Here is a 20,889-nt window from a genome sequence, read left to right as displayed (position 1 = left end):
ACTTTGTGAATTATTAGAAAATTAACAGACTAGATTGTGAGAGTATGCTAAATTATCGCTGATATCTGTTTTCTGATTTTTTTTGTTATGGGGGAGGGGGAATTGGGATGAAGAAAAAAACGGTATATGAAACAGTATTAGAAAAAGGATTTACTAGACGTGACTTTCTCAAAATGTGCACAGCTCTTTCAGCAACGCTTGGTTTAGATTTTTCCCAATCGGATCAACTAGTAGCTGCAATGGAAACGAAAGGGAGATTGCCGGTCATTTGGTTGCAATTCCAAGATTGTACGGGCTGTTCTGAATCGTTTATTCGTTCAACACACCCAAAAACTGAAAGCGTTTTACTGGATATGATTTCCTTAGAGTATTCAGAGGTGTTATCCGCTGCATCAGGTCATCAAGCAGAGGCGGCCATGAAGCAGGTGTTAAAGGATTATGAGGGAGAATATGTTCTTGCTGTTGAAGGAAGTATACCAGGTGATGCTGGGTATTTAACGGTTGCTGGCCATGATGCGAAAGAGACATTTCTTGAAATGGCAGAAGGGGCAAAGGCAATCATTTCATATGGAAGTTGTGCCTCTTGGGGAGGAATCCCAGCTGCATATCCTAATCCGACTGGGGCAAAGCCAATCACAAGCTTTGTTCAAAATAAACCAGTGATCTTAGTGCCAGGCTGTCCGCCGATTGCAGAGGTCATGACTGGTGTAATTGCTCATCTAATTACATTTGGACAGATGCCAGAACTCGATCATCTAGGCAGGCCGAAAGCTTTTTACAGACACCGTATTCACGATAAGTGTAATCGCCGTGCCTATTTTGATGCAGGCTTATTTGCTGAATCATTCGATGATGAAGGGGCGAAACAAGGCTATTGCCTTTATAAGCTAGGCTGTAAAGGACCAACCACTTATAACTCTTGTGCTGAAATGCGTTGGAATGGTGGCGTAAGCTATCCGATCCAATCTGGAAATCCATGTATCGGCTGCTCTGAAAATGGTTTCTGGGATAATGGACCTTTCTTTGTACGAAGAGCGAAGATTCCAAGCTCACAAACGACCATTAATCCTGACCAAGTTGGATTAGCGGCAATGGCAGCAACTGCAGTAGGTGTTGCTGCACATGCTACAGCGACTGTAATTAAGAAAAAGAGTGATGACAAACGGAGTGAAGAAGAATGAGTGAACGTATAGTAGTAGATCCAATTACGAGAATAGAAGGTCATTTACGAATAGAAGCGGATATAGATGAAAAAGGAATGATTCAAGATGCATATAGCTCTGGAACAGCGATACGTGGAATTGAACTAATCGTTAGAGATCGGGATCCACGAGATGTATGGGCATATGTGCAAAGAATTTGTGGAGTTTGCACAACCGTTCACGCACTTGCTTCGATTCGATCTGTTGAAGATGCTTTGCAGATTCAAATTCCTCGGAATGCTCATCTCATACGCGACATAATGAATGAGGCTATTTTTGTACATGACCATGTAGTGCATTTCTATCATCTTCATGCCCTAGATTGGGTGGATGTTGTCAATGCATTAAAGGCAGACCCAAATGAAACATCGAGAATTGCCCAGTCGATTTCAAGCTGGCCAAAATCTTCTCCAGGGTACTTTAAAGATGTTCAGAATAAAGTGAAGAAAATTGTCGATAGTGGGCAGCTAGGAATTTTTGCGAATGGATATTGGGGTCATAAAGCTTATAAGCTTCCTGCAGAAGTCAACTTATTGGCAGTGGCCCACTATTTAGAAGCCCTTGATTGGCAAAAAGAAATTGTAAAGATTCATACGATATTTGGAGGGAAGAATCCACATCCGCATTATGTAGTAGGCGGGATGGCGACACCTCTTGATATTAATAGCGATAATGGAGTACATGCTGAGAGACTTATGCATGTGTCGCAAATTATCGATCAAGCTAGGGAGTTTGTGAATCAGGTCTATATTCCAGACTTGTTGGCAATCGGTTCGTATTACAAAGACTGGACACATGGTGGAGGGCTGAACAACTACCTATGCTATGGTGACTTCTCAACAGGAAGCATCTATGAAACGGAGAAATATAGATTCCCAAGAGGAATTATTTTAGATGGTAATTTACAAGAGGTTCATGACGTTGACTTAAAGGACCCAGAGCAAGTTCAAGAGTTTATCGATCATTCCTGGTATACGTATGACGGGAAAGAAGGTGGGCATGGATTGCATCCTTGGGAAGGGGAAACTTCTCTGAACTACACAGGACCAAAAGCGCCATTTAAAACCTTAAATACAGAGGATAAGTATAGCTGGCTAAAATCACCACGCTGGAAAGAGAAACCAATGGAAACAGGTCCATTAGCTCGAATGATTGTAGGCTATGCAGCAGGAAAGGAAGAAATCGTTCAGATTGTGGATGAGACTCTGCAAAAGCTAGATATTCCTCTTACCGCACTGCAATCTGCCCTCGGAAGGACAATCGCGAGGGGGCTTGAAAGTGTCCTTGTTTCCAATTGGATGCGAAATGACATGGATGAATTATTTAATAATATTAAGAATGGCAATCAAGTTACCTTTGATCGAACAAAATGGGAGCCAAGCACATGGCCGAAGCAAGCGCAAGGAGTTGGCTGGATGGAAGCCCCCCGCGGTGCATTAGGTCATTGGATTGAAATTGAAAATCAAAAAACGAAAAATTATCAAGCTGTTGTACCAACGACTTGGAATGCATCTCCTCGAGATCATCAAAATCAAATAGGTGCATATGAAGCGGCCTTAAAAGGTACGCCGTTGTTAAATAAAGAACAGCCATTAGAAATATTACGAATTGTCCATTCATTTGATCCTTGCTTAGCTTGTGCCGTGCATTTAACAGATCTCGAAACGAAACAATCTACCGAAATTAGAATCGGTTAGGAGGGCTGACGGATGCCAAACCCGAATCCAATGCCAAATCAAAGCAGTGAAGTGATCTATAAGCCTGAGCGAGCACCGAAAGTAAGACCTGTAGATAAAAAGGTTGTAAAAGTCTATGTATGGGAGCTGCCTGTTCGAGTATTTCACTGGATCAATGCGTTAGCGATTGTATTACTCATGATAACTGGAATCTATATTGGCAACCCATTTTTAGGTGCTACCGTACCAGAAGAAGCCTATTACTCGAATGTCATGGGGTGGGCAAGATATATTCACTTCTTTTCTGCATTTATATTCACGATTAATTTAGTTGTTCGGTGGTACTGGGTATTTAAAGGAAATAAATATGCTACTTCTAATCCATTTCGCCGAGTGTTTTGGGAAGAAACATATGAAACGATTAAATATTATCTATTTATGAAAAATAAGAAGCATCATTACGTAGGGCATAACCCGCTAGCACAGTTAAGCTATTGGATTTTCATCGGAATCGGTTCACTAGTCATCATGTTTACAGGCTATTATTTATATTTTGAACCACAGCCTGAATCAATCTATGGCAAGTTTTTCTTTAGCTGGGTTCCCCTTTTATTTGGAGGGGATAGCTTTAGCATTCGATCCTTACACCATCTGGTCGCATGGGGATTTATGATTTTTATGGTTGTTCATATATATATGGCATTTCGTGAGGACTACCTACAACGCAATGGTACGATGTCATCGATTTTTACAGGATACAAAGTAGAACCAAAAAAAGCAGTTGGTGATGATAAAGATGAGTAAGCAGCTAGATAACAAGATAACGATATTAGGAATAGGCAACACACTCTACAAGGATGAAGGGATTGGTGTTCATAGCTTGCCAATGATAGAGGCAGCCCTCAAATCTGTGTCTAATATAGAGATCATCGAAGGGTCGACCGATGGAATGAGACTGCTTGGACCGATAGAGGACACAAACTACTTAATTGTCATAGATGCGATTAATGCTGGAAAAAAAGGCGGTACCATTATTTCACTTGAAGGTGAAGAGATTCCAGCATATTTTGGGATTAAAATGTCCATTCATCAGCTTGGATTTCAAGAGGTGCTGTTCGCGGCCAAAATAAGAGAAAAATACCCAAAAAATATTATGATGTTTGGCATGCAGCCAACAAGTTTAGAGCTAGGGGTAGAACTTTCCGAAACAAATCAACAAAAGCTCCCCACTTTAGTGGATCAAATTGTTAAGCAAGTATACCAGTGGAGAAGTGTCTCGTGAAACGGATTGATTTCTTTAGAGAAATGAGATTGGGTTTCTTAAAAACGGTACGATCAGTCTATGAACCTTTCGTTGAAGAAGACGTGGAAAGGCTCGGACATCTTGCCAATCGTGTTCTACAGATGAAATGGTATTTCTTATTTACGGAAATTATTCAGACCTCAAAAGTAGAACAAGTATTTATAGGCGGAAACCCATATTTTTTAACCTATGATGGTTGGAAAATGGAGGCATATAGTGGGATTTGTCCTTTTTGTTCCAGCCTCCTCTTCTACTCAAACCTATCTGCTACAGGAAAATGTTTTAAATGCGAGGAAACCTTTCATTTAGATCGTACAAATGGGGAATTGCTTCTAGAGGAGTACCCAATTAAAAAGACAGAGAATGGATATTATCTTGGTATTAGGGAATGAACGCTATGCATGAAATGGCATTAATGGGGGATATCCTCGAGATGATTCAGGAGGATTGTAAGAAACAACAGATTGGGATTATAGAAGAAATCGATTTAATCATTGGAGAAATTAGCCATGTGATGCCAGATGCGATTCAAATGGCATTTGAAGTATATCGTATACAAAATCCTCACTTTATCGATCCAAGAGCAGTATTAACGATACACTTTGAGAAAGCAGAAGCAAGGTGTGTGATCTGTCAAAGAAGCTATACACCAGATCAACGAATATCCGTATGCCCGAGCTGTCATACACCTTCTGGAAAAATCGTATCAGGTGAAACATTTCAAGTCTTATCATACGAGGGGAGATAATCGATGAAAGTCACATTAAGAACGGACGTATTAACCAACAACAACAAGGCAGCTGAATTTAACCGGCAACAATTTACGGAAACGAAGACGCTGGTTATTAATCTAATGAGCTCCCCTGGTGCAGGGAAAACCACCTTATTGGAAGAAACAGTGAAAGCTTTAGCAGGCAAGTATCGGGTTGCTGTAATTGAAGGAGATCTTGCAACAGAAAAGGATGCGGATCGAATTCGTGCATTAGGAGCTCAAGCAGTTCAAATTAACACCCATGGTGGCTGCCACCTTGATGCAAGGATGGTAGCAGCCACACTTGGAGAATTTGATTTGGATGAGATAGATATCCTATTTATTGAAAATGTGGGGAACTTAGTCTGCCCTTCAGGATATGACCTTGGGCAAAATCATAAGGTGGCCGTACTAAGCGTTCCAGAAGGCAACGATAAGATACCGAAGTACCCAACGATGTTTATGAGAACGGAGCTCGTACTTTTAAATAAAATTGACCTTCTTCCCTATCTAGATTTTGATGTGGATGTGGCACGCGAAGATCTATTGGCTATAAATCCCATCTCTGGCCTTCTTCCTTTATCGGCTAGTACAAAGGTAGGTATGGATGAATGGTTTACTTGGATTGATCAGGCGTATCAAACATGCATACAGTCTTAATTAAAATAAATGGAAGGGTCCAAGGTGTAGGGTTCCGGCCGTTTATTTTCCAGCTTGCAGAGGCACATCACATAAAAGGAACGGTACAGAACAACATGGATGGGGTAAAAATCATTGCATCAGGCAAACGAGGAGACGTATCGTATTTTATCCAAGATATTACACAGAAAGCACCGAGACTTTCGAAAATAGAACAAATCGCTGTCGAGACGATACCTGAGCAGAAGTTTTATGATTTCTCTATTATTGCCAGCAATCGACAAGGAAGCTCTAAGCTTGTTATTCCTGTGGATTCGGCCATATGCCCTGATTGCCTTTCAGAATTAAAAGACAAGAAGGATTTCCGTTATCGCTATCCCTTCATTAATTGTACGCAGTGTGGACCTAGATATACGATTATTGATGAGCTTCCCTATGACCGACCATACACATCAATGAAAGATTTTCCAATGTGCCGTACTTGCTCAGAGGAATACGAGGATCCAAGAAATAGGCGGCACCATGCCCAGCCGATTGCATGTTCGGACTGTGGTCCAGCTGTTCTTCTAGTTGATCAAAGTGGAGAGCCGCTTCCTGTAATGAATCCTATTTTAGAGACCATACAAATGCTGAAGCAAGGGAAAATTGTGGCAATTAAGGGATTAGGTGGATATCACCTTTGCTGCGATGCTCAAAACAGCGAGGCTGTATCCACATTAAGGAAGCGGAAGAATCGTCCGAACCGGCCACTAGCTGTAATGGCTTCATCCATTGAGAGAGTTACAGCGTTTGCAAATGTAACATCAGAGGAAGAACAACTCTTATTAAGTCCGGAAGCACCTATTGTTGTTATGACTAAGCATGAATCCTATCATTTAGCAGCAGAAGTAGCGCCTCATTTAACAACAATTGGAGTGATGCTGCCATACACCCCATTGCACCATCTATTATTTTTGAACAATGAGGAGTTAACACTCGTTATGACAAGTGCGAATCCGTCAGGGATACCAATAATCTATAGAGACACGGATGCGCAGAAGCTACTTATGGATATTGCTGACTATGTACTGATTCATAATCGAGAAATACTTCATCCACTGGATGACTCAGTCGTTCAAGTTTCAAATGGTTTGCCCGATCTTTTTAGAAGAGCGAGAGGATATGTGCCAGATCCGATAAGGGTAGACAATAATCTTTCAGGCTTCATTGCTTTTGGAGGCCAGCAGAAAAGCACCTTCACCATTGGACGAGACGGACAAGTGTTTATGGGGCCACACCTAGGTGATTTAGATAATATTGAAACCATCTCCCATTATCAGAATGAGCTGAAACATTTGATGAAATGGACCGGAGCTGAAACAAAGGTTGCTGTAATCGATGCTCATCCAACCTATCATACGAGATATATGAAAAATGAGTATTCTTTTGATGAAACGATTGAAGTACAACACCATCATGCACATATGGCAGCTTGTATGGGGGAAAATCAGTTAACTAAAAATTGTTTTGGAATCATTTTAGACGGGACAGGTTATGGCTTAGATGGAGCAGTTTGGGGATTTGAAGTGTTTTATGGAAATTACGAAAAGGTTAGTAGACTTGCACATCTCACTTACACTCCATTACCTGGAAATGAAAAGTGTATCAAAGAACCGTGGCGTAATGCAGTAGCAATGTTAATCGAGTTGTTTGGTGATGAAGGGGAGAAGCGAGCCGCAAAATTATTTCACTCTAAACAAAAGGAAATCCACATTCTGAGGTCAATGATTCAGAATCAGTTAAACCTGGTCTACGGAGGGACATGTGGAAGACTCTTTGATGCGGTCAGTGCGATTTGCGGAGTTTGTACCATATCAACGTATGATGGGGAAGCTGCCATTCGCTTAAGTGAATTTGCCTCACTTAAATTAGATGTTGGTACATATGCCTATGAGTTGAAAAATGAAAATGGAACTTATCAGTTTGACTTTTCAAAGATGCTGCTCCAAATTATTGACGATATCGAAAGCGGACAAAGTCTACCCAATATCAGTACTAAATTTCATGAAACGATTGTCTCTGCTTTAGCTGACTGTGTAACAAAGATTCAGAAGCAGATAGAAGATGTTCAGAAAACAGTTGTTCTATCTGGTGGCAGCTTCCACAACCAATATATTCGATCAAGATTGACAAGTACATTAACTGAAAAAGGCTTTAGGGTGTATACCCATCGAAAGCTACCTTGTAGTGATGCTGGTTTATCCTATGGACAAATCATGGTTGCACAAGCTAAAAGGAGGTCATAATCATGTGTGTAGGTGTTCCTGCGAAGGTCATCCAAAAACATGAATACCAAGCGCTAGTAGATGTCATGGGCTCACAAACGACCGTTGGGATTATTTTTATTCCTGATGTCGAGGTAGGTAACTATGTAATCGTTCATGCTGGCCAAGCGATGTCCATTATTGATGAGCAATTTGCTTTAGAAAGTGTGAATGAATGGAGGAAGCTGATTGATGCTCGAAATTCTTAAGCAATCCTCTAATCCTGATATTTGTATGCCATTGGTACAAGCAGTAAAAGAAAAAGCGAAGGAATATTATCATGTCTATGGGAGGAAGCCTGCATTTATGGAGGTTTGTGGTTCTCATACTATGGCACTTGCAAAGTCTGGCGTAAAGCAGTCATTAAAGGATGATGTGAATCTGATCTCAGGTCCCGGCTGCCCAGTATGTGTTACCGATCAGCAATCAATCGATGCAATGATTACCCTTGCAGATGGAGAAAACCGGATTATATGTACGTTTGGAGACATGATGAGAGTACCAGGATCTTCAGGGACGTTGATGGAAGCAAAGACGACGGGGAGAGATATCCGAGTCTTATATTCTCCAACAGATGCCATCCGAATTGCCTTGGAAAATCAAGATAAGCAAGTGATTTTTCTTGGGATTGGATTTGAAACAACGATCCCGATTCTTTCTATTTTAATAGAAGAAGCAAATCGACTTCAGTTGGGGAATTTTACTGTATGGATGACAACGAAGCTGGTTGAGCCGATTCTTCGCTACTTATTAGATGCAGGAGATGTGAGGTTAGACGGATTTATTTTACCAGGACATGTTTCCATTGTTCTCGGAGAAGATTCCTATCAATATCTCCCAAATGAATATGGAATATCAGGGGTCATTTCAGGGTTTGAGCCAGCCGAATTGCTAAGTGGGATCTACAAATTATTGAATCTATCATTAAAAAATCAACCATTAATAGAAAATGATCACCCATCAATTGTGACTAAGAGTGGAAATACAGTTGCGAAAGAATGGATGGATCGTTATTTCACACCATGCGATGAAGCATGGAGAGGTATCGGGGTAATTAAGGATAGCGGCCTAGACATAAAAGAAGAATTCTCTAGTTTTAATGCAAAAAAACGATTTCAAATTGAGATGAGAGAACCAAAGAAAACGAAGTGTCGATGCGGTGAAGTGATAAGGGGGCTCATTTCTCCAGAAGAGTGTCGTTTGTTTGGGAAAGCGTGTAATCCACTAAATCCGATCGGCCCTTGTATGGTGTCAGCAGAAGGAAGCTGCTCAGCATTCTATCAATTTATGAGGGAGAGTGTGTAATGGATAAGAAGATTAGTCTTGAGCATGGGGACGGGGGGGAACGAAGCCATCGATTAATAAAAGAAGTATTTGTTAAGGCGTTTGGTGATACGAAAGAAGCCATGCTAGATGCAGCTATCCTCACCCTTCCGAAAGCAACGATTGCCATGTCTACTGACACCTTCGTGATCAAGCCGATCTTCTTCCCTGGTGGTTCAATCGGGAAGCTGGCGGTAGCTGGAACGGTAAATGATTTAGCTGTGAGCGGTGCAAAGCCCATGTATTTAACATGTGGGTTTGTAATTGAAGAGGGTTTTTCAGTTGAGGATCTTAAAACAATCGTTGAGGATATGAAATCAGAAGCAATGAAGACTGGGGTAACTATTGTAGCAGGCGATACAAAAGTTGTGGAAAAAGGCAGTGCCGATGGAGTCTATATAAATACGACAGGAATTGGAGTCACAATAAGAGGCGAAGAAGCTCCGTCTTTTCAAGAAGGGGATCAAGTGATCCTAACTGGCACGCTCGGTGACCACGGAATTTCAGTATTAGCTGCAAGGGGCGATCTAGGATTTACAACCCATGTAAAAAGCGATTGTGCTTCTTTGAACCACATGCTTCTCTTAGTGCATGAAGCATGTGAATCGGTCCGAATTATGCGTGATCCAACTAGAGGAGGCTTAGCTACCACTTTAGTAGAGCTTGCTGAAGATTTTTCTCTTCAGATGGTCATTAAAGAAGAATCTCTCCCTATTAAAGCAGAGGTTCATGGAGCGTGTGACTTGCTGGGGTTTGATCCAATGTATGTAGCGAACGAAGGAAAAGCCATCATTATTATTGGAAAAGAAGACACTGAGCAGGCACTTGAGATTCTAAAGTCTTTTCCAGAAGGAGAAGAAGCAAAAGTAATAGGCACCATTTCACAGGTTGGGAAGGGACAGCTTCTTTTAGAAACACCAATTGGCTCCAAGCGTATGTTATCTCGATTATCAGGTATGATGTTCCCAAGAATTTGCTAAAAATATATATTTTTTGTTAAATTGCATATTTAGACATTCTTCGAGCCATACTTGAGTTATAATAAGTTCAAACGGGTGAAAAAGAGGATTGATATTTTGCTATTCAAGAGCCTAGAGTTCAAAAATGTTGTTGGACAGAAGGTCAAAGTTATTGAGATTCCAGTATTGGAGGAAGATAGTCCTTATAATTTCTTAATTCAAGTCCGTTTGCAATCCTTTATTACAATTCTTTACAAAGAGCATAGAGCAAAAACATGCTACTCTTTTAAAGAACATCTCAAAAGGGCCATAAAATGGCCGGTTTATGAAGAATTATTCAATAAAATTGAGATCAAAGATCATAATGCATAATTTTAGAGAACCAGTATTCATATTGGTTCTTTTTTTTGCTTGAGCTTTAGGTAAATGCTTACAAACAGAAGGAAAAAGTGATTTTTTACGTAATTAAAGGTGTTATGCTTTAATTTGCTCGAATATAACTAGTATAATACTATAAGAGAAAGAATTTTCCTTCTGGCTTCATGCCAGTAAAAGCCCTAAATAAAATGACCGATAAAGTTTGGTCAGTGAGATGAATAGGAAGTGAAAGATGATGAAAATTAAAGTAGTCACTGATTCAACAGTGGATCTATCAGATGAGCTAGTAAAAGAATATAACATTGAAGTAGTGCCATTGAATATCTATATTGATGGAGAGAGTTACCTCGATCGCGTCGACATTACACCCGTTGAATTTCTACATAAAATGAAAGAATCAAAGGAGCTACCGAAAAGCTCACAACCTGCAGTTGGTTCTTTTTTAGAAGTGTATGACCGATTAGGTGAAGAGGGTTACGAGGTCATTTCCATTCATATGACAAGTGGAATGAGTGGCACGGTTCAATCAGCCGAAAACGCCGCCGAAATGTCAAGTACAAGTGTAACGGTCATAGATTCTCGCTTTATCTCAAAGGCATTAGGATTCCAGGTAATCGAAGCGGCCAAGATGATAAAAGAAGGAAAAACTGTAGATGAAATCGTGCAACACCTAAATGAAGTTCGTAAGCATACTAGATTGTTTGTTGTAGTGGATACTCTTGAAAATCTCGTTAAAGGCGGTCGAATTGGAAAAGGGAAAGCACTAATTGGTTCAATGTTAAATATCAAGCCGATTGCATCCCTTGAAGGCGGCGCTTACAATCCTGTTTCAAAAGCGCGCAGCTACTCTCAAGTCGTTAAATTCCTCTCGAAGCAATTCGCTGAAGACGTGAAAGGAAAGACGATCAAAGGAGTGGGCATTGCACATGCTGAAGGGCTCGAACTTGCCAACAAACTAAAAGATTCTATTCAAGAGGTAACAGGCTATGATAAATGTACAATTGAATACACAACCCCGATCATCAGTACACATACCGGTCAAGGTGCGATTGGGTTTATGTACTATTTTGAGGATTCGGCTAACTAATTTGGAAAGAGTCACCAGGTGAAAATGTAGTAAAGTCCGAACGGTGCGCTCGTTCGGACAGGAACCCGGGTGAACGAGTCCGAAAAGAATGCAAGTTCGGACAGGAATCTAGGAAAAGCCTGCCCGCGAGTCCGAACCACTTCCCCCAGATCAAAAACAAACAATAAAAACACCAAATAGCTCAAAAAACTCCTCTATAAACTCAACTGCTCCCCCAAGGAAACCAAAGAGTACAAACGCCTAGCTTAAATTTGATTCGGCATTTTGGTTGGTGTCGGCTTGGCATATCCATCTTTATATTTCTCATCGATGTATTCACGGATTTCTTCGACAGATGCGCCTTCGTTATATTTAAGGATACTTTCAGCAGCTGTTTCAAGGCAGACGCCACATTTTGTTCCATGGTCATCCCAGACAATTGCTTCGGATGGCTTATTTTCATAGACGAAACAATCGTAGTTATCTTTATGGCCGACAGAATCTCCACACCCGCAATAGCATGGGATGTATTCAAGGAGCTCTTGGTTTTTGGCAGCTGCTTCATAAATGACCTTCATTTGCTCGGGTTTGTCATCAAGGAATTTCGGCAGGGTGCTGATGTTACTCGTTTCTTCACGTATGTCTCCTTTAGGAGCGTGTAATGCATGCTCTGAGTCATGCTCTTCATGATTCTCCTTATCTTTTTGAGCATCATTCGCCGCAGAACATCCAGAAAGAAGGGCTAGTACGGTGAAGAGAAATAGGAAATATTTTTTCATAGGATCCTCCCAATCGATAGATTCCATTCTATAGTACCATACTGTTTATCTGCTTAAGTATAAATGATTGAATTTGAGAATTTTTCCTAGTAGAGCAATAGATGCTTCAACTTTTGCATAGAGTATATATGCGGGGGTGGGATGATGAAAAATGTATTATTTTTCAGTGACTTTGGTGTAGATGATTTTGTTGCGATTATATATGCTTATTTCAATAAGGATATTAATATCGTTGGGGTTGTAGCTGATTATGGAAACGTCTCGAAGGATGATGCTGTTCGGAATGCAGCTTATCTTCGGGAGGTGACTGGTGTGGCTACTCCGATTTTTGGAGGGGCACATATCCCATTAACAGGTGAATTTCCAACTTATTATCCTGAGGTACACGGAGTTGAAGGGCTGGGGCCGATCATTCCAACTACAGAAGTATCCGCTGTGTTTGAGAACTTCGATGGGATAAAAAAAATAATTGAAAAATATAAAGACGACCTTTCAATCGTTAATGTAGGACGTTTGTCCTCCTTAGCGACAGCCTTTATCCTGTATCCAACGTACATGGAGGAAGTAAGTGAGTATTATATTATGGGAGGCGCTTTTCAAGTGCCAGGTAACATAACGGCAGTTGCTGAAGCGAATATTTATGGTGATCCATACGCAGCAAATATCGTTTTAAATATGGCTCCAAAAAGTGTGAAGATTTTCCCTTTAGATGTAACTAGGTCTGCCCTTGTTTCACCTATGGTTATCGACGACTTAGACGAATTCTACCAGCAGACGAACAATCATGTGGGGAAGCTCGTCAAGCCAATGGTCGATTATTACTATCAATTTTATAAAAAAAATGACCCAACAATAAGTGGTAGCCCACTACACGATTTGTTTACCCTTTGGGCTACGGTGAATGAAAAGGAAATCAGCTACAGCCGAGTACCTGTGAAGATAGTTGTGAATCAGGGCTGTGCTTTTGGTCAGACAATAGCTGATTTTCGAAAAACAATAGAAAAGGCAGATTATCCTTACCACGAGGTTGCCCTTCATTACAATTATCCCACTTTTATTCGGTCCTTTTATCAAACTATGAAAAAGGGGAGTAGTTAGAAGCATTCACACCATTGTCAATTAAATTTCTTTATTCTTTCCTATCTATTTGCTAGAATATAAGTCGATTATATAAAAATGATTGCAGGTGAAAAAATGAAATTACGATTCTTGGCTACGATTGCAGTCATAGGTGTGCTGCTATTAGCTGCTTGCGGACAAAAAGGGATAAAAGATGCTAAAAACTGGCCTGTTGAAGACTTTTCTTACCAAAATCAAAAGGGCGAAGCATTTGGTTTGAAGGATTTGGAAGGAAAAGTATGGGTGGCTGATTTTATCTTTACAAGCTGCGAAGACGTATGTCTTCCAATGACCTCTAATATGAGTAAGCTTCAAGAAATGGTAAAAGAAGAAGGAATTGAAAATATACAATTTGTTTCGTTTACTGTCGATCCTACTGTTGATTCTCCTGAAAAACTAAAAGAGTTCGGAGACACATTTAATGTAGATTACTCTAACTGGAATTTCCTTACGGGATATTCACAAGAAGAAATAACGGATTTTGCACGAGAAAGTTTTAAAACATTGGTTGTCAAACCACAAAATGATGACCAAGTTGGACATGGTACAGATTTCTATCTAGTTGGACAAGATGGGAAAATCTTAAAATACTACACAGGTCTAGCAAAAATCCCATTTGAAGACATCATTAAAGATATTAAAGCAGTACAATAGGCCTTTTTGGAGGTCTATTTTTTTTCATAAACGAAATAGATGTCTCTTAAGGTGACCAGTGGTATAATATGAATGAAATTATAAAGGAAGGTGATTACATGAGATTACCATTCACCTCTCTTTTTCTTTGCGTCTTTCTCATAAGTGCATGTCAATTGGATACACCAAATAAGGGTGGAAAAACAAATGTACCAAGGGAGTCAGCGATCGTATCAAAACAAGAGCTACCTCTTGACTTTATTCCGAAAGATTTTAAAATTGTGGCCGTAGGAGATTCACTTACTCAAGGTGTGGGAGATAGTTCAGATCGTGGCGGGTATGTTCCTTATTTAGAAGGGTATTTAAAGGAAAATAAGGCAGTGCAAGCAACGGAGTTTTCAAATTATGGAGTAAAAGGCAACCGAACGACACAGTTGTTGGAAAGACTACAGAAAAAAGAAGTTAAGACAGACATACAAGAAGCAGACCTTGTCATCATGACCATCGGTGGAAATGATGTAATGAAGGTGGTTCGAGAGAATTTCTCTAGCCTTGAATTAAAGGATTTCGAAAAAGAAAAAATAGCTTATGAAAAGAATTTAAAGAAAGTACTAGATTCTGTTCGTGAAAATAATCCAAATAGTGTAATTGTTCTTGTTGGGTTATATAACCCTTTCTCTCAATGGTTTGCCGATGTGAAAGAAATTGATCAAATTATTGAGGACTGGAATGAAACGAGCACCACAATCTTAGCTACTTATGAAAATACGTTTTTTGTAGAGATAGATGATCTATTTAAAGAGAATGGAGAAGCCATATTATTCACCGATTATTTTCACCCCAATGATAAAGGGTATGAGCTGATGGCACAAAGGCTTTATGAGAAATTAGGGAGTGAAGTGCTACAGAAATCATTAGAAGTAAAATATACAGCTTTAGAAAGAGGAGAATAAGGAAATATGAAGTATAATTGGAAAAAATTATTCCTCCTATTAGCGATTGTTAATATTATTGTGGTTATAACTTTCATCGTATTGTTGAACATGCCAGTCAAGCCTGAAGAAATAGATTTGGTTGAGAACACAAAGGAAGAGGTTCAATTTCATTTTACTACGAATAAACAAGACCTAAATCAAGTGATCAATCACCATATTGAAAGCTTAAAAGGTCCAATCGATTATGAGGTTTTGCTCAAAGATGATGTGGAACTGTATGGGACGATTCCGATTTTTACTCAAAATATCCAAATGAAGTTAACTTTTGAGCCCGTTGCCTTAGATAATGGTGATTTGTTGTTGAAACAAAAATCGATCTCCATCGGAGAATTGCCTCTTCCTGTATCACAGGTATTAAAGATGATTCGAGACAATTATCAGTTTCCTGATATGGTTCAAATCGATCCAAAGGAAGAGCAAATATATATCGCCTTACAAAAGATGAAATTGAAAAGTGATTTGAGCGTGAGAGTAGATGAATTTAATCTTCAAGAGGATCAAATTAAATTTAGCTTGCTAGTACCGACAGAATAAAAAAAGCCTGGCTCATTCAGAGATGCCCTGTAATAGTTAGACACCAATCTAACTATTACGGGGCATCTTAATACTCGAGTCAGGCTTTTGTTATTTTTCCATCTAGGATAAGAGTGAATTCCGCTCAAGTCGCTTGCTTTCCTTGGGCATACTTCATGCTACCTCGTCTCTGGTTCTGCGGGAACTTGACTGCTGCACAAAACCCCTTTGATCATCGCCTTCCGCTCCAATCACCGTTTCTAGCTCCCTTGAAACCTTTGCCTCGCCTATGAATGCCTCATAATTAACTTATAAGCAAACATTAGTTGAATAGAGTTTGTCTACAGTCTGTACCAATCTCGTAACATGAAATCAGCTTAGAATGCTAGCCTTTCAGAATGATGGCTTCTAATTGAGGATCATCCGACACAAAGCCGACAGCCACAATGGTGTATGCTTCATTTGGGTTTAGCTGAATTCCTGGTAATGAGAGTACTACATTCTTCGTTCCTGCTACTCTAGCTTCTAAATCCACTGTCATTGGACTAAGTCCTAAGTAATCGGTCGCTTCCTTAAAGGATACGTTTGGAAAAATGACATCTCTATTTTTTACGGCAATATCAACTGCAGGTGCATCTGGAGATAGGTGAATAAAGCGTGCTTTCGTTTCGCCTGCTGGTACTTGAGGCATATCCTCAAAAGCAGCTAATCGAAGCTTGCTTACAGGTCCTATAGCCGCTAACGTATAAAATTTGCCCGGTTCGACATGAACCTTTTTACTAATAACGGTAGAAACCATCGTTCCAGTGGGATAAATATCAATTTGATATCTACCAGCAGGTAACGACATGTATTTACTCGACTGTTTGTATTCGACGTTTTTTAAGATGGGGTTTCCATTTACATACACATCCACATTAGGTGCATCTGGAGAAGCGTGTAGGACCCTTACCATCGCAGGAGAATTCCCATTATTTGCTTCCATTCGCATCAAGTTAAGTGCTTTATGCAAACATTTTAAATGTTTTTGATAATAATGAATATGCATCGTTGGGTTGATGTATTTATAATAGCCTGCTAAAACATCATACAAGGCAGCCTCTTCTAAATAATGATGTTGATTTCTATTTTTAGCCATATCCCTCGCTCCTTCGTTCTGTGATTTTCACCTATATACCATATGCGTTAACGCATAAAGTGGTTCTTATTGAAAAAATATACTTTACAATCAGAATTATTTTCCATATAATAAGAATATTAACAAAAAGGTGGTGTTGTGTTATGAAAAAACGATTACATGTCTCTCTAATTGAATATACACAGCCCATCGGTAGAAGTGTCGAGATTTATTCGTAATCTTCATTTAATCCTTATGATGTTTACTACCCATGGGCTGTGTGCCTATGGGTTTTTATTTTGGCTAGGGGTAAGCTTCTAGCCTGCAAAAATGACAGTTTTTACACATAAGGAGAAGATTAAATGAATTTAACAAATCTAGGCTTTGATAAGCCATTACAATTGGCTTTTGCGCCATATGAAACAGAAGAATATATTGTAGGAAGAGTCACACTTGAGCATAAGCGGATGTATCGCGTTTGGACGGAAAATGGAGAGCTTCTATGTGAAGTATCAGGGAAATTTTCTTATCAGGCCCATCTTCGGGAGGATTTTCCAGCAGTAGGTGATTGGGTAGTTCTGAAGGCGAGATACGATGAGCAAAAAGGGACCATTCATCACATTCTTCCTCGAAAAAGTAAATTTTCAAGAAAATCAGCAGGCCATACAACAGAAGAGCAAATAGTTGCGACAAATGTAGATACGATCTTTCTAGTGAACTCTCTTAATGATGATCTTAATTTAAGAAGGATTGAACGATATTTGCTATTGACGTGGGAAAGTGGAGCAAATCCCGTTATAATCCTATCCAAAGCGGACTTATGTGAAAATCCGGCGGAGAAAATGGCTGAAGTGGAACAAGTTGCTTTAGGAGTTCCAGTCATAACCATTAGCACGATTCAAAACGAGGGGATGGACCTTCTTGCACCATATATCGGTGCTGGTCAAACAGTTGCCCTTCTAGGTTCTTCCGGTGTCGGGAAATCCACTTTAACTAACTTTTTGCTCGGGGAAGATAAACAAAAAGTATTGGAAATAAGAGAAGCGGATGATAAAGGCAGGCATACGACCACACATCGAGAGCTTGTATTTTTGCCAAATGGCGGGGTGCTCATTGATACTCCAGGGATGAGAGAGCTACAGCTTTGGGAGAGCGACCGTGGTGTAACTGAAAGCTTTCAAGATATCGAATCGGTAGCAGATTCCTGTAAGTTCCGTGATTGTCAGCATGATAATGAGCCAGGATGTGCGATTCGAAAAGCGATTCAATCAGGAGAGATACCGGAAGAAAGATTTCAAAGCTACCAGAAGCTTCAAAGAGAATTAGCTTATTTAGACCGAAAGCTTGATAAAAAAGCACAGCTTGAAGAAAAGAAGCGCTGGAAAAACATAAATAAAACGAGTAAAGCGAAAAATAAGCCGAAATAATCATACACAAACCTTTCCAAATGGAGAGGTTTTTTTTGCATTATTTCGTTTTTTTCTTTAATCTATGATGGAGGTGTTGATAATATGGAACAATTGAAGCATGAATTGGCTACATTTGCTGGTGGCTGCTTTTGGTGTATGGTTAAGCCATTTGACCAGCAGCCAGGCATTATTGAAGTAGTATCGGGATATACTGGGGGGCATAAGGATAAGCCTTCTTATGAAGAGGTGTGCTCTGAAACTACGGGGCATTATGAAGCAGTTCAGATTACGTTTGACCCAGACATTTTTCCTTACGAAAAGCTGGTTGAGCTCTTCTGGCAGCAAATTGACCCAACAGATGCAGGTGGACAATTCTACGATAGAGGACAGTCTTATCAAACAGCCATCTTTTATCACACAGAGAAACAGCGCGAACTAGCTGAGAAGTCCAAACAACAGCTAAAAGCAAGCGGGCGCTTTTCGAAACCAATTGTTACACCAATTGTGCCTGCTAAAGAGTTTTATCCAGCTGAAGAGTATCATCAATATTATTATAAAAAAAGTCCTGTTAGATATGATGCGTACCATAAAGGCTCAGGCAGAGCAGCATTTATTGAAAAGCATTGGAGGGATCAATAAATGAAGGAAGACTTAAAAAAGAAATTAACGAGTATGCAATATGAGGTCACTCAAAATAATGGAACAGAGCCGCCTTTTCGAAATGAATACTGGAATGAAACAAGAGACGGAATTTATGTGGACCTCGTTTCTGGCAAACCACTGTTCAGCTCAAAGGATAAATATGATGCAGGCTGCGGTTGGCCAAGCTTTACGAAGCCGATAGATGAGGAAGAAATTATTGAAAAAGAGGACCGAAGCCACTTTATGGTCCGAACAGAAGTAAGAAGTAAAAACGCAGATTCCCATCTCGGTCACGTATTCGATGATGGGCCAGGCCCAAATGGGCTACGTTATTGCATCAATTCAGCTGCCCTCCGCTTTATTCCAAAAGAGGATCTAGAAAAAGAGGGGTACGGCAAATTTCTATCATTGTTTTAATAACGTGGCAAGTTGCTTAAACTAGGTGATTGAAACGAAGGTGCTTGACTCCAGGGGATAAGCGTTACAACCAAGACTTTTTTTACAGCTGAATGCTGAAGGATGCTTGGTTTCCGAACGCCCCCGGAGAGCAAGCGCTTGAAGTGGAAATCATCTTATTCCACGATTGTCTACTCATACATGCCATTCACATAGTTCAAGTGAAGTGGTTTACTCCTTAACACATACAGGGTAAAAATCTCTTCTATTTACTTCCTTTAGATGTCATCCCTCCAGAAAGGACAAACTTCATTGCGTCTTCTGGCTTGATGTCCATCATTTCTACCTGATCTTTTGGTATTAAAAATGTAAAACCGGCAACCTGAAAGGTTTGTGGAACATAGACTGCAATATAGTCCTGCAATGGTTCGTAAAATCGTTCCAACTCGTCAGCTGTAATGAATCCGATACTTTTCATGGCTGTACCAGGAATCGTTACAAGTGCAACCTTAGAAAAAGACTTCTTTTCGCCTAAAAAAGAATGGACAGTATCTTTAATGACAGAATAAAGAGTCTTTACTAAAGGGATTTTCTCTAACAGGCGGTCTACGAGCCGAAATAGGGAGCCTGTTATGAACTTAGTAGACAGCCAACCTAAGACTGTGATGAGAGTGACGGTTAACATTAACCCAATTCCAGGGATATAATCCTCCTCTAAATACGGTTTTAGAATATTTCCAAGTAGACTATCTAAAAAAACAAACAGCTTATACAAGATGTAGAACACCACAATAATTGGAACAATGGTGAGAATTCCATTTACAAAATTCTTTAGTATACTTTTCATCGAATGATCCTCTAATCTCCTTACATTCTATGTTTCTTTACATATGACTATTTTCTAAATGTCTGTTGTTTTATACCAAAGTTAGATTACTTTCTATAGACGAGGGCTAGCAGCTTGGAGCGGAAGGATTCGAGACGCCTGCGGGAACGTGGGACAGGTGAGACCCACAGGCGAAGCCGAGGAAACTCACGGCTCGCCTCGCTGCAAACGAGTATTCTTGAACGGAAAACTACCTATGTATAAAAGCAACGATGCATACGAAAAAAGCCTTTCATTTTACAATACAATCATTCTACCCATTAGGCAAATAAATAATAAAAAATGGGCAAACGCACATACAGGTCAAGTACCTAATACATATCGTGTAGAGAACAAACAATGAAACAATAATAAGGAGGAAACCCATTATGAATTACGGATATGGTTATGGTTGTGACCCTTGTTACCAAGGTGGATATGCTTACCCTGCTGCAGTTGGAGGATATGGATTTAACGGTTTTGCGTTAATCGTTGTCCTGTTTATTTTATTGATTATCATCGGCGCTAGCTGGTACGGCAAGTGCTAATTGAATCATACGAAAAAGATGTCCACTGCTAACGTGGGCATCTTTTTTTCTTTATTGTGTAAAGCAACTGGGCTGTCAGCTGGAAAAGCGGGAGCGGATAGAGCCTCGGCTAAGCGTAGCAATGGAAGTTGATTGGACCAGATCTATTTCTACCTATTTTAAAGACAGAAAATTTAGATATAAAGCAATTCACGAACGTTATTTAATAAGATGTTGATTATAGTTCGTTTTTATTGTTGACGACACCGTTTTCATCTGATATAGTTACGAATG

23 protein-coding genes and 1 pseudogene are annotated in these 20,889 nt (G+C 39.9%); 21 read left to right on the top strand and 3 right to left on the bottom strand.

What is annotated here, in order from left to right; translation table 11 throughout:
- Positions 1 to 107 precede the first annotated feature (107 nt).
- The 13 genes from LS684_RS12635 (at position 108) to LS684_RS12575 (ending at position 11,621) form a co-directional block, all read left to right on the top strand.
- Entirely contained in the window at positions 108 to 1,181 is a 1,074-nt protein-coding gene (locus LS684_RS12635; protein WP_233806431.1) for a hydrogenase small subunit, read from the top strand.
- Entirely contained in the window at positions 1,178 to 2,899 is a 1,722-nt protein-coding gene (locus LS684_RS12630) for a nickel-dependent hydrogenase large subunit (RefSeq protein WP_233806429.1), read from the top strand. The genes LS684_RS12635 and LS684_RS12630 overlap by 4 nt, the downstream gene beginning before the upstream one ends.
- A 12-nt stretch (positions 2,900 to 2,911) precedes the next feature.
- Entirely contained in the window at positions 2,912 to 3,682 is a 771-nt protein-coding gene (gene cybH, locus LS684_RS12625; protein ID WP_233806427.1) for a Ni/Fe-hydrogenase, b-type cytochrome subunit, read from the top strand.
- Positions 3,666 to 4,160, top strand: a complete 495-nt coding sequence (locus tag LS684_RS12620; RefSeq protein ID WP_432418771.1) for a HyaD/HybD family hydrogenase maturation endopeptidase — start codon at positions 3,666 to 3,668, stop codon at positions 4,158 to 4,160. The genes cybH and LS684_RS12620 overlap by 17 nt, the downstream gene beginning before the upstream one ends.
- The gene (locus LS684_RS12615; RefSeq protein ID WP_233806423.1) at positions 4,157 to 4,573 is read left to right on the top strand and encodes a hypothetical protein; all 417 of its coding nucleotides are present in this window, start codon (positions 4,157 to 4,159) and stop codon (positions 4,571 to 4,573) included. The genes LS684_RS12620 and LS684_RS12615 overlap by 4 nt, the downstream gene beginning before the upstream one ends.
- Positions 4,574 to 4,578: 5 nt before the next feature.
- Complete coding sequence (locus LS684_RS12610) at positions 4,579 to 4,929, top strand: hydrogenase maturation nickel metallochaperone HypA/HybF (RefSeq protein WP_233806421.1); 351 nt, start codon at positions 4,579 to 4,581, stop codon at positions 4,927 to 4,929.
- A gap of 3 nt (positions 4,930 to 4,932) precedes the next feature.
- Positions 4,933 to 5,592 (top strand): hydrogenase nickel incorporation protein HypB, encoded by a 660-nt coding sequence (gene hypB / locus LS684_RS12605; protein ID WP_233806419.1) that lies wholly within the window; start codon positions 4,933 to 4,935, stop codon positions 5,590 to 5,592.
- Complete coding sequence (gene hypF / locus LS684_RS12600) at positions 5,577 to 7,856, top strand: carbamoyltransferase HypF (protein ID WP_233806417.1); 2,280 nt, start codon at positions 5,577 to 5,579, stop codon at positions 7,854 to 7,856. The genes hypB and hypF overlap by 16 nt, the downstream gene beginning before the upstream one ends.
- Before the next feature lie 2 nt (positions 7,857 to 7,858).
- On the top strand, positions 7,859 to 8,083 hold the full coding sequence (locus LS684_RS12595) for a HypC/HybG/HupF family hydrogenase formation chaperone (RefSeq protein ID WP_233806415.1): 225 nt from the start codon (positions 7,859 to 7,861) through the stop codon (positions 8,081 to 8,083).
- On the top strand, positions 8,067 to 9,179 hold the full coding sequence (gene hypD / locus LS684_RS12590) for a hydrogenase formation protein HypD (RefSeq protein WP_233811643.1): 1,113 nt from the start codon (positions 8,067 to 8,069) through the stop codon (positions 9,177 to 9,179). Before LS684_RS12595 ends, hypD begins: the two co-directional genes overlap by 17 nt.
- Positions 9,179 to 10,177, top strand: coding sequence for a hydrogenase expression/formation protein HypE (gene hypE, locus LS684_RS12585; RefSeq protein ID WP_233806413.1), 999 nt, complete (start codon positions 9,179 to 9,181; stop codon positions 10,175 to 10,177). Before hypD ends, hypE begins: the two co-directional genes overlap by 1 nt.
- A gap of 96 nt (positions 10,178 to 10,273) precedes the next feature.
- The gene (locus tag LS684_RS12580) at positions 10,274 to 10,528 is read left to right on the top strand and encodes a DUF2535 family protein (RefSeq protein WP_233806411.1); all 255 of its coding nucleotides are present in this window, start codon (positions 10,274 to 10,276) and stop codon (positions 10,526 to 10,528) included.
- Positions 10,529 to 10,766: 238 nt separating this feature from the next.
- On the top strand, positions 10,767 to 11,621 hold the full coding sequence (locus tag LS684_RS12575) for a DegV family protein (protein ID WP_233806409.1): 855 nt from the start codon (positions 10,767 to 10,769) through the stop codon (positions 11,619 to 11,621).
- Positions 11,622 to 11,866: 245 nt separating this feature from the next.
- On the opposite strand, the gene LS684_RS12570 is transcribed toward LS684_RS12575, so the two are convergent.
- Positions 11,867 to 12,379, bottom strand: coding sequence for a PCYCGC motif-containing (lipo)protein (locus LS684_RS12570; protein ID WP_233806407.1), 513 nt, complete (start codon positions 12,377 to 12,379; stop codon positions 11,867 to 11,869).
- Positions 12,380 to 12,520: 141 nt separating this feature from the next.
- Here LS684_RS12570 and LS684_RS12565 point away from each other — a divergent pair, with 141 nt between their 5' ends.
- The 4 genes from LS684_RS12565 to LS684_RS12550 all read left to right on the top strand — a co-directional run bounded on the left by LS684_RS12565 (position 12,521) and on the right by LS684_RS12550 (position 15,660).
- Positions 12,521 to 13,477: a nucleoside hydrolase gene (locus tag LS684_RS12565; protein WP_233806406.1), complete on the top strand. Its 957-nt coding sequence runs from the start codon at positions 12,521 to 12,523 to the stop codon at positions 13,475 to 13,477.
- Positions 13,478 to 13,573: 96 nt separating this feature from the next.
- Entirely contained in the window at positions 13,574 to 14,152 is a 579-nt protein-coding gene (locus LS684_RS12560; RefSeq protein WP_233806405.1) for an SCO family protein, read from the top strand.
- Positions 14,153 to 14,250: 98 nt separating this feature from the next.
- Positions 14,251 to 15,084: an SGNH/GDSL hydrolase family protein gene (locus tag LS684_RS12555; protein WP_233806404.1), complete on the top strand. Its 834-nt coding sequence runs from the start codon at positions 14,251 to 14,253 to the stop codon at positions 15,082 to 15,084.
- A gap of 6 nt (positions 15,085 to 15,090) precedes the next feature.
- On the top strand, positions 15,091 to 15,660 hold the full coding sequence (locus tag LS684_RS12550; RefSeq protein ID WP_233806403.1) for a YpmS family protein: 570 nt from the start codon (positions 15,091 to 15,093) through the stop codon (positions 15,658 to 15,660).
- A gap of 364 nt (positions 15,661 to 16,024) precedes the next feature.
- Here the strand turns inward: LS684_RS12550 and LS684_RS12545 are convergent, their stop codons facing one another.
- Entirely contained in the window at positions 16,025 to 16,777 is a 753-nt protein-coding gene (locus tag LS684_RS12545) for a DUF4397 domain-containing protein (RefSeq protein ID WP_233806402.1), read from the bottom strand.
- A gap of 341 nt (positions 16,778 to 17,118) precedes the next feature.
- Here LS684_RS12545 and rsgA point away from each other — a divergent pair, with 341 nt between their 5' ends.
- The 3 genes from rsgA (at position 17,119) to msrB (ending at position 19,224) form a co-directional block, all read left to right on the top strand.
- Positions 17,119 to 18,183, top strand: coding sequence for a ribosome small subunit-dependent GTPase A (gene rsgA, locus LS684_RS12540; protein ID WP_233806401.1), 1,065 nt, complete (start codon positions 17,119 to 17,121; stop codon positions 18,181 to 18,183).
- An 84-nt stretch (positions 18,184 to 18,267) separates the two neighbouring features.
- Positions 18,268 to 18,804: a peptide-methionine (S)-S-oxide reductase MsrA gene (gene msrA / locus LS684_RS12535; RefSeq protein ID WP_233806400.1), complete on the top strand. Its 537-nt coding sequence runs from the start codon at positions 18,268 to 18,270 to the stop codon at positions 18,802 to 18,804.
- Positions 18,805 to 19,224 (top strand): peptide-methionine (R)-S-oxide reductase MsrB, encoded by a 420-nt coding sequence (msrB, locus tag LS684_RS12530; protein WP_233806399.1) that lies wholly within the window; start codon positions 18,805 to 18,807, stop codon positions 19,222 to 19,224.
- Positions 19,225 to 19,468: 244 nt separating this feature from the next.
- Here msrB and LS684_RS12525 read toward each other — a convergent pair whose 3' ends face one another.
- The gene (locus LS684_RS12525) at positions 19,469 to 20,050 is read right to left on the bottom strand and encodes a DUF502 domain-containing protein (protein WP_233806398.1); all 582 of its coding nucleotides are present in this window, start codon (positions 20,048 to 20,050) and stop codon (positions 19,469 to 19,471) included.
- Between the two features lie 476 nt (positions 20,051 to 20,526).
- On the opposite strand from LS684_RS12525, the pseudogene LS684_RS24305 reads away from it, so the two are divergent.
- Positions 20,527 to 20,616 (top strand): annotated as a pseudogene (locus tag LS684_RS24305) (YjcZ family sporulation protein); the annotation flags it as partial.
- Positions 20,617 to 20,889: the final 273 nt, after the last annotated feature.

The organism is Cytobacillus spongiae (assembly GCF_021390075.1).
The sequence above is the reverse complement of the archived record's forward strand: the minus strand, read 5'-3'. Positions and strand labels throughout refer to the sequence as shown.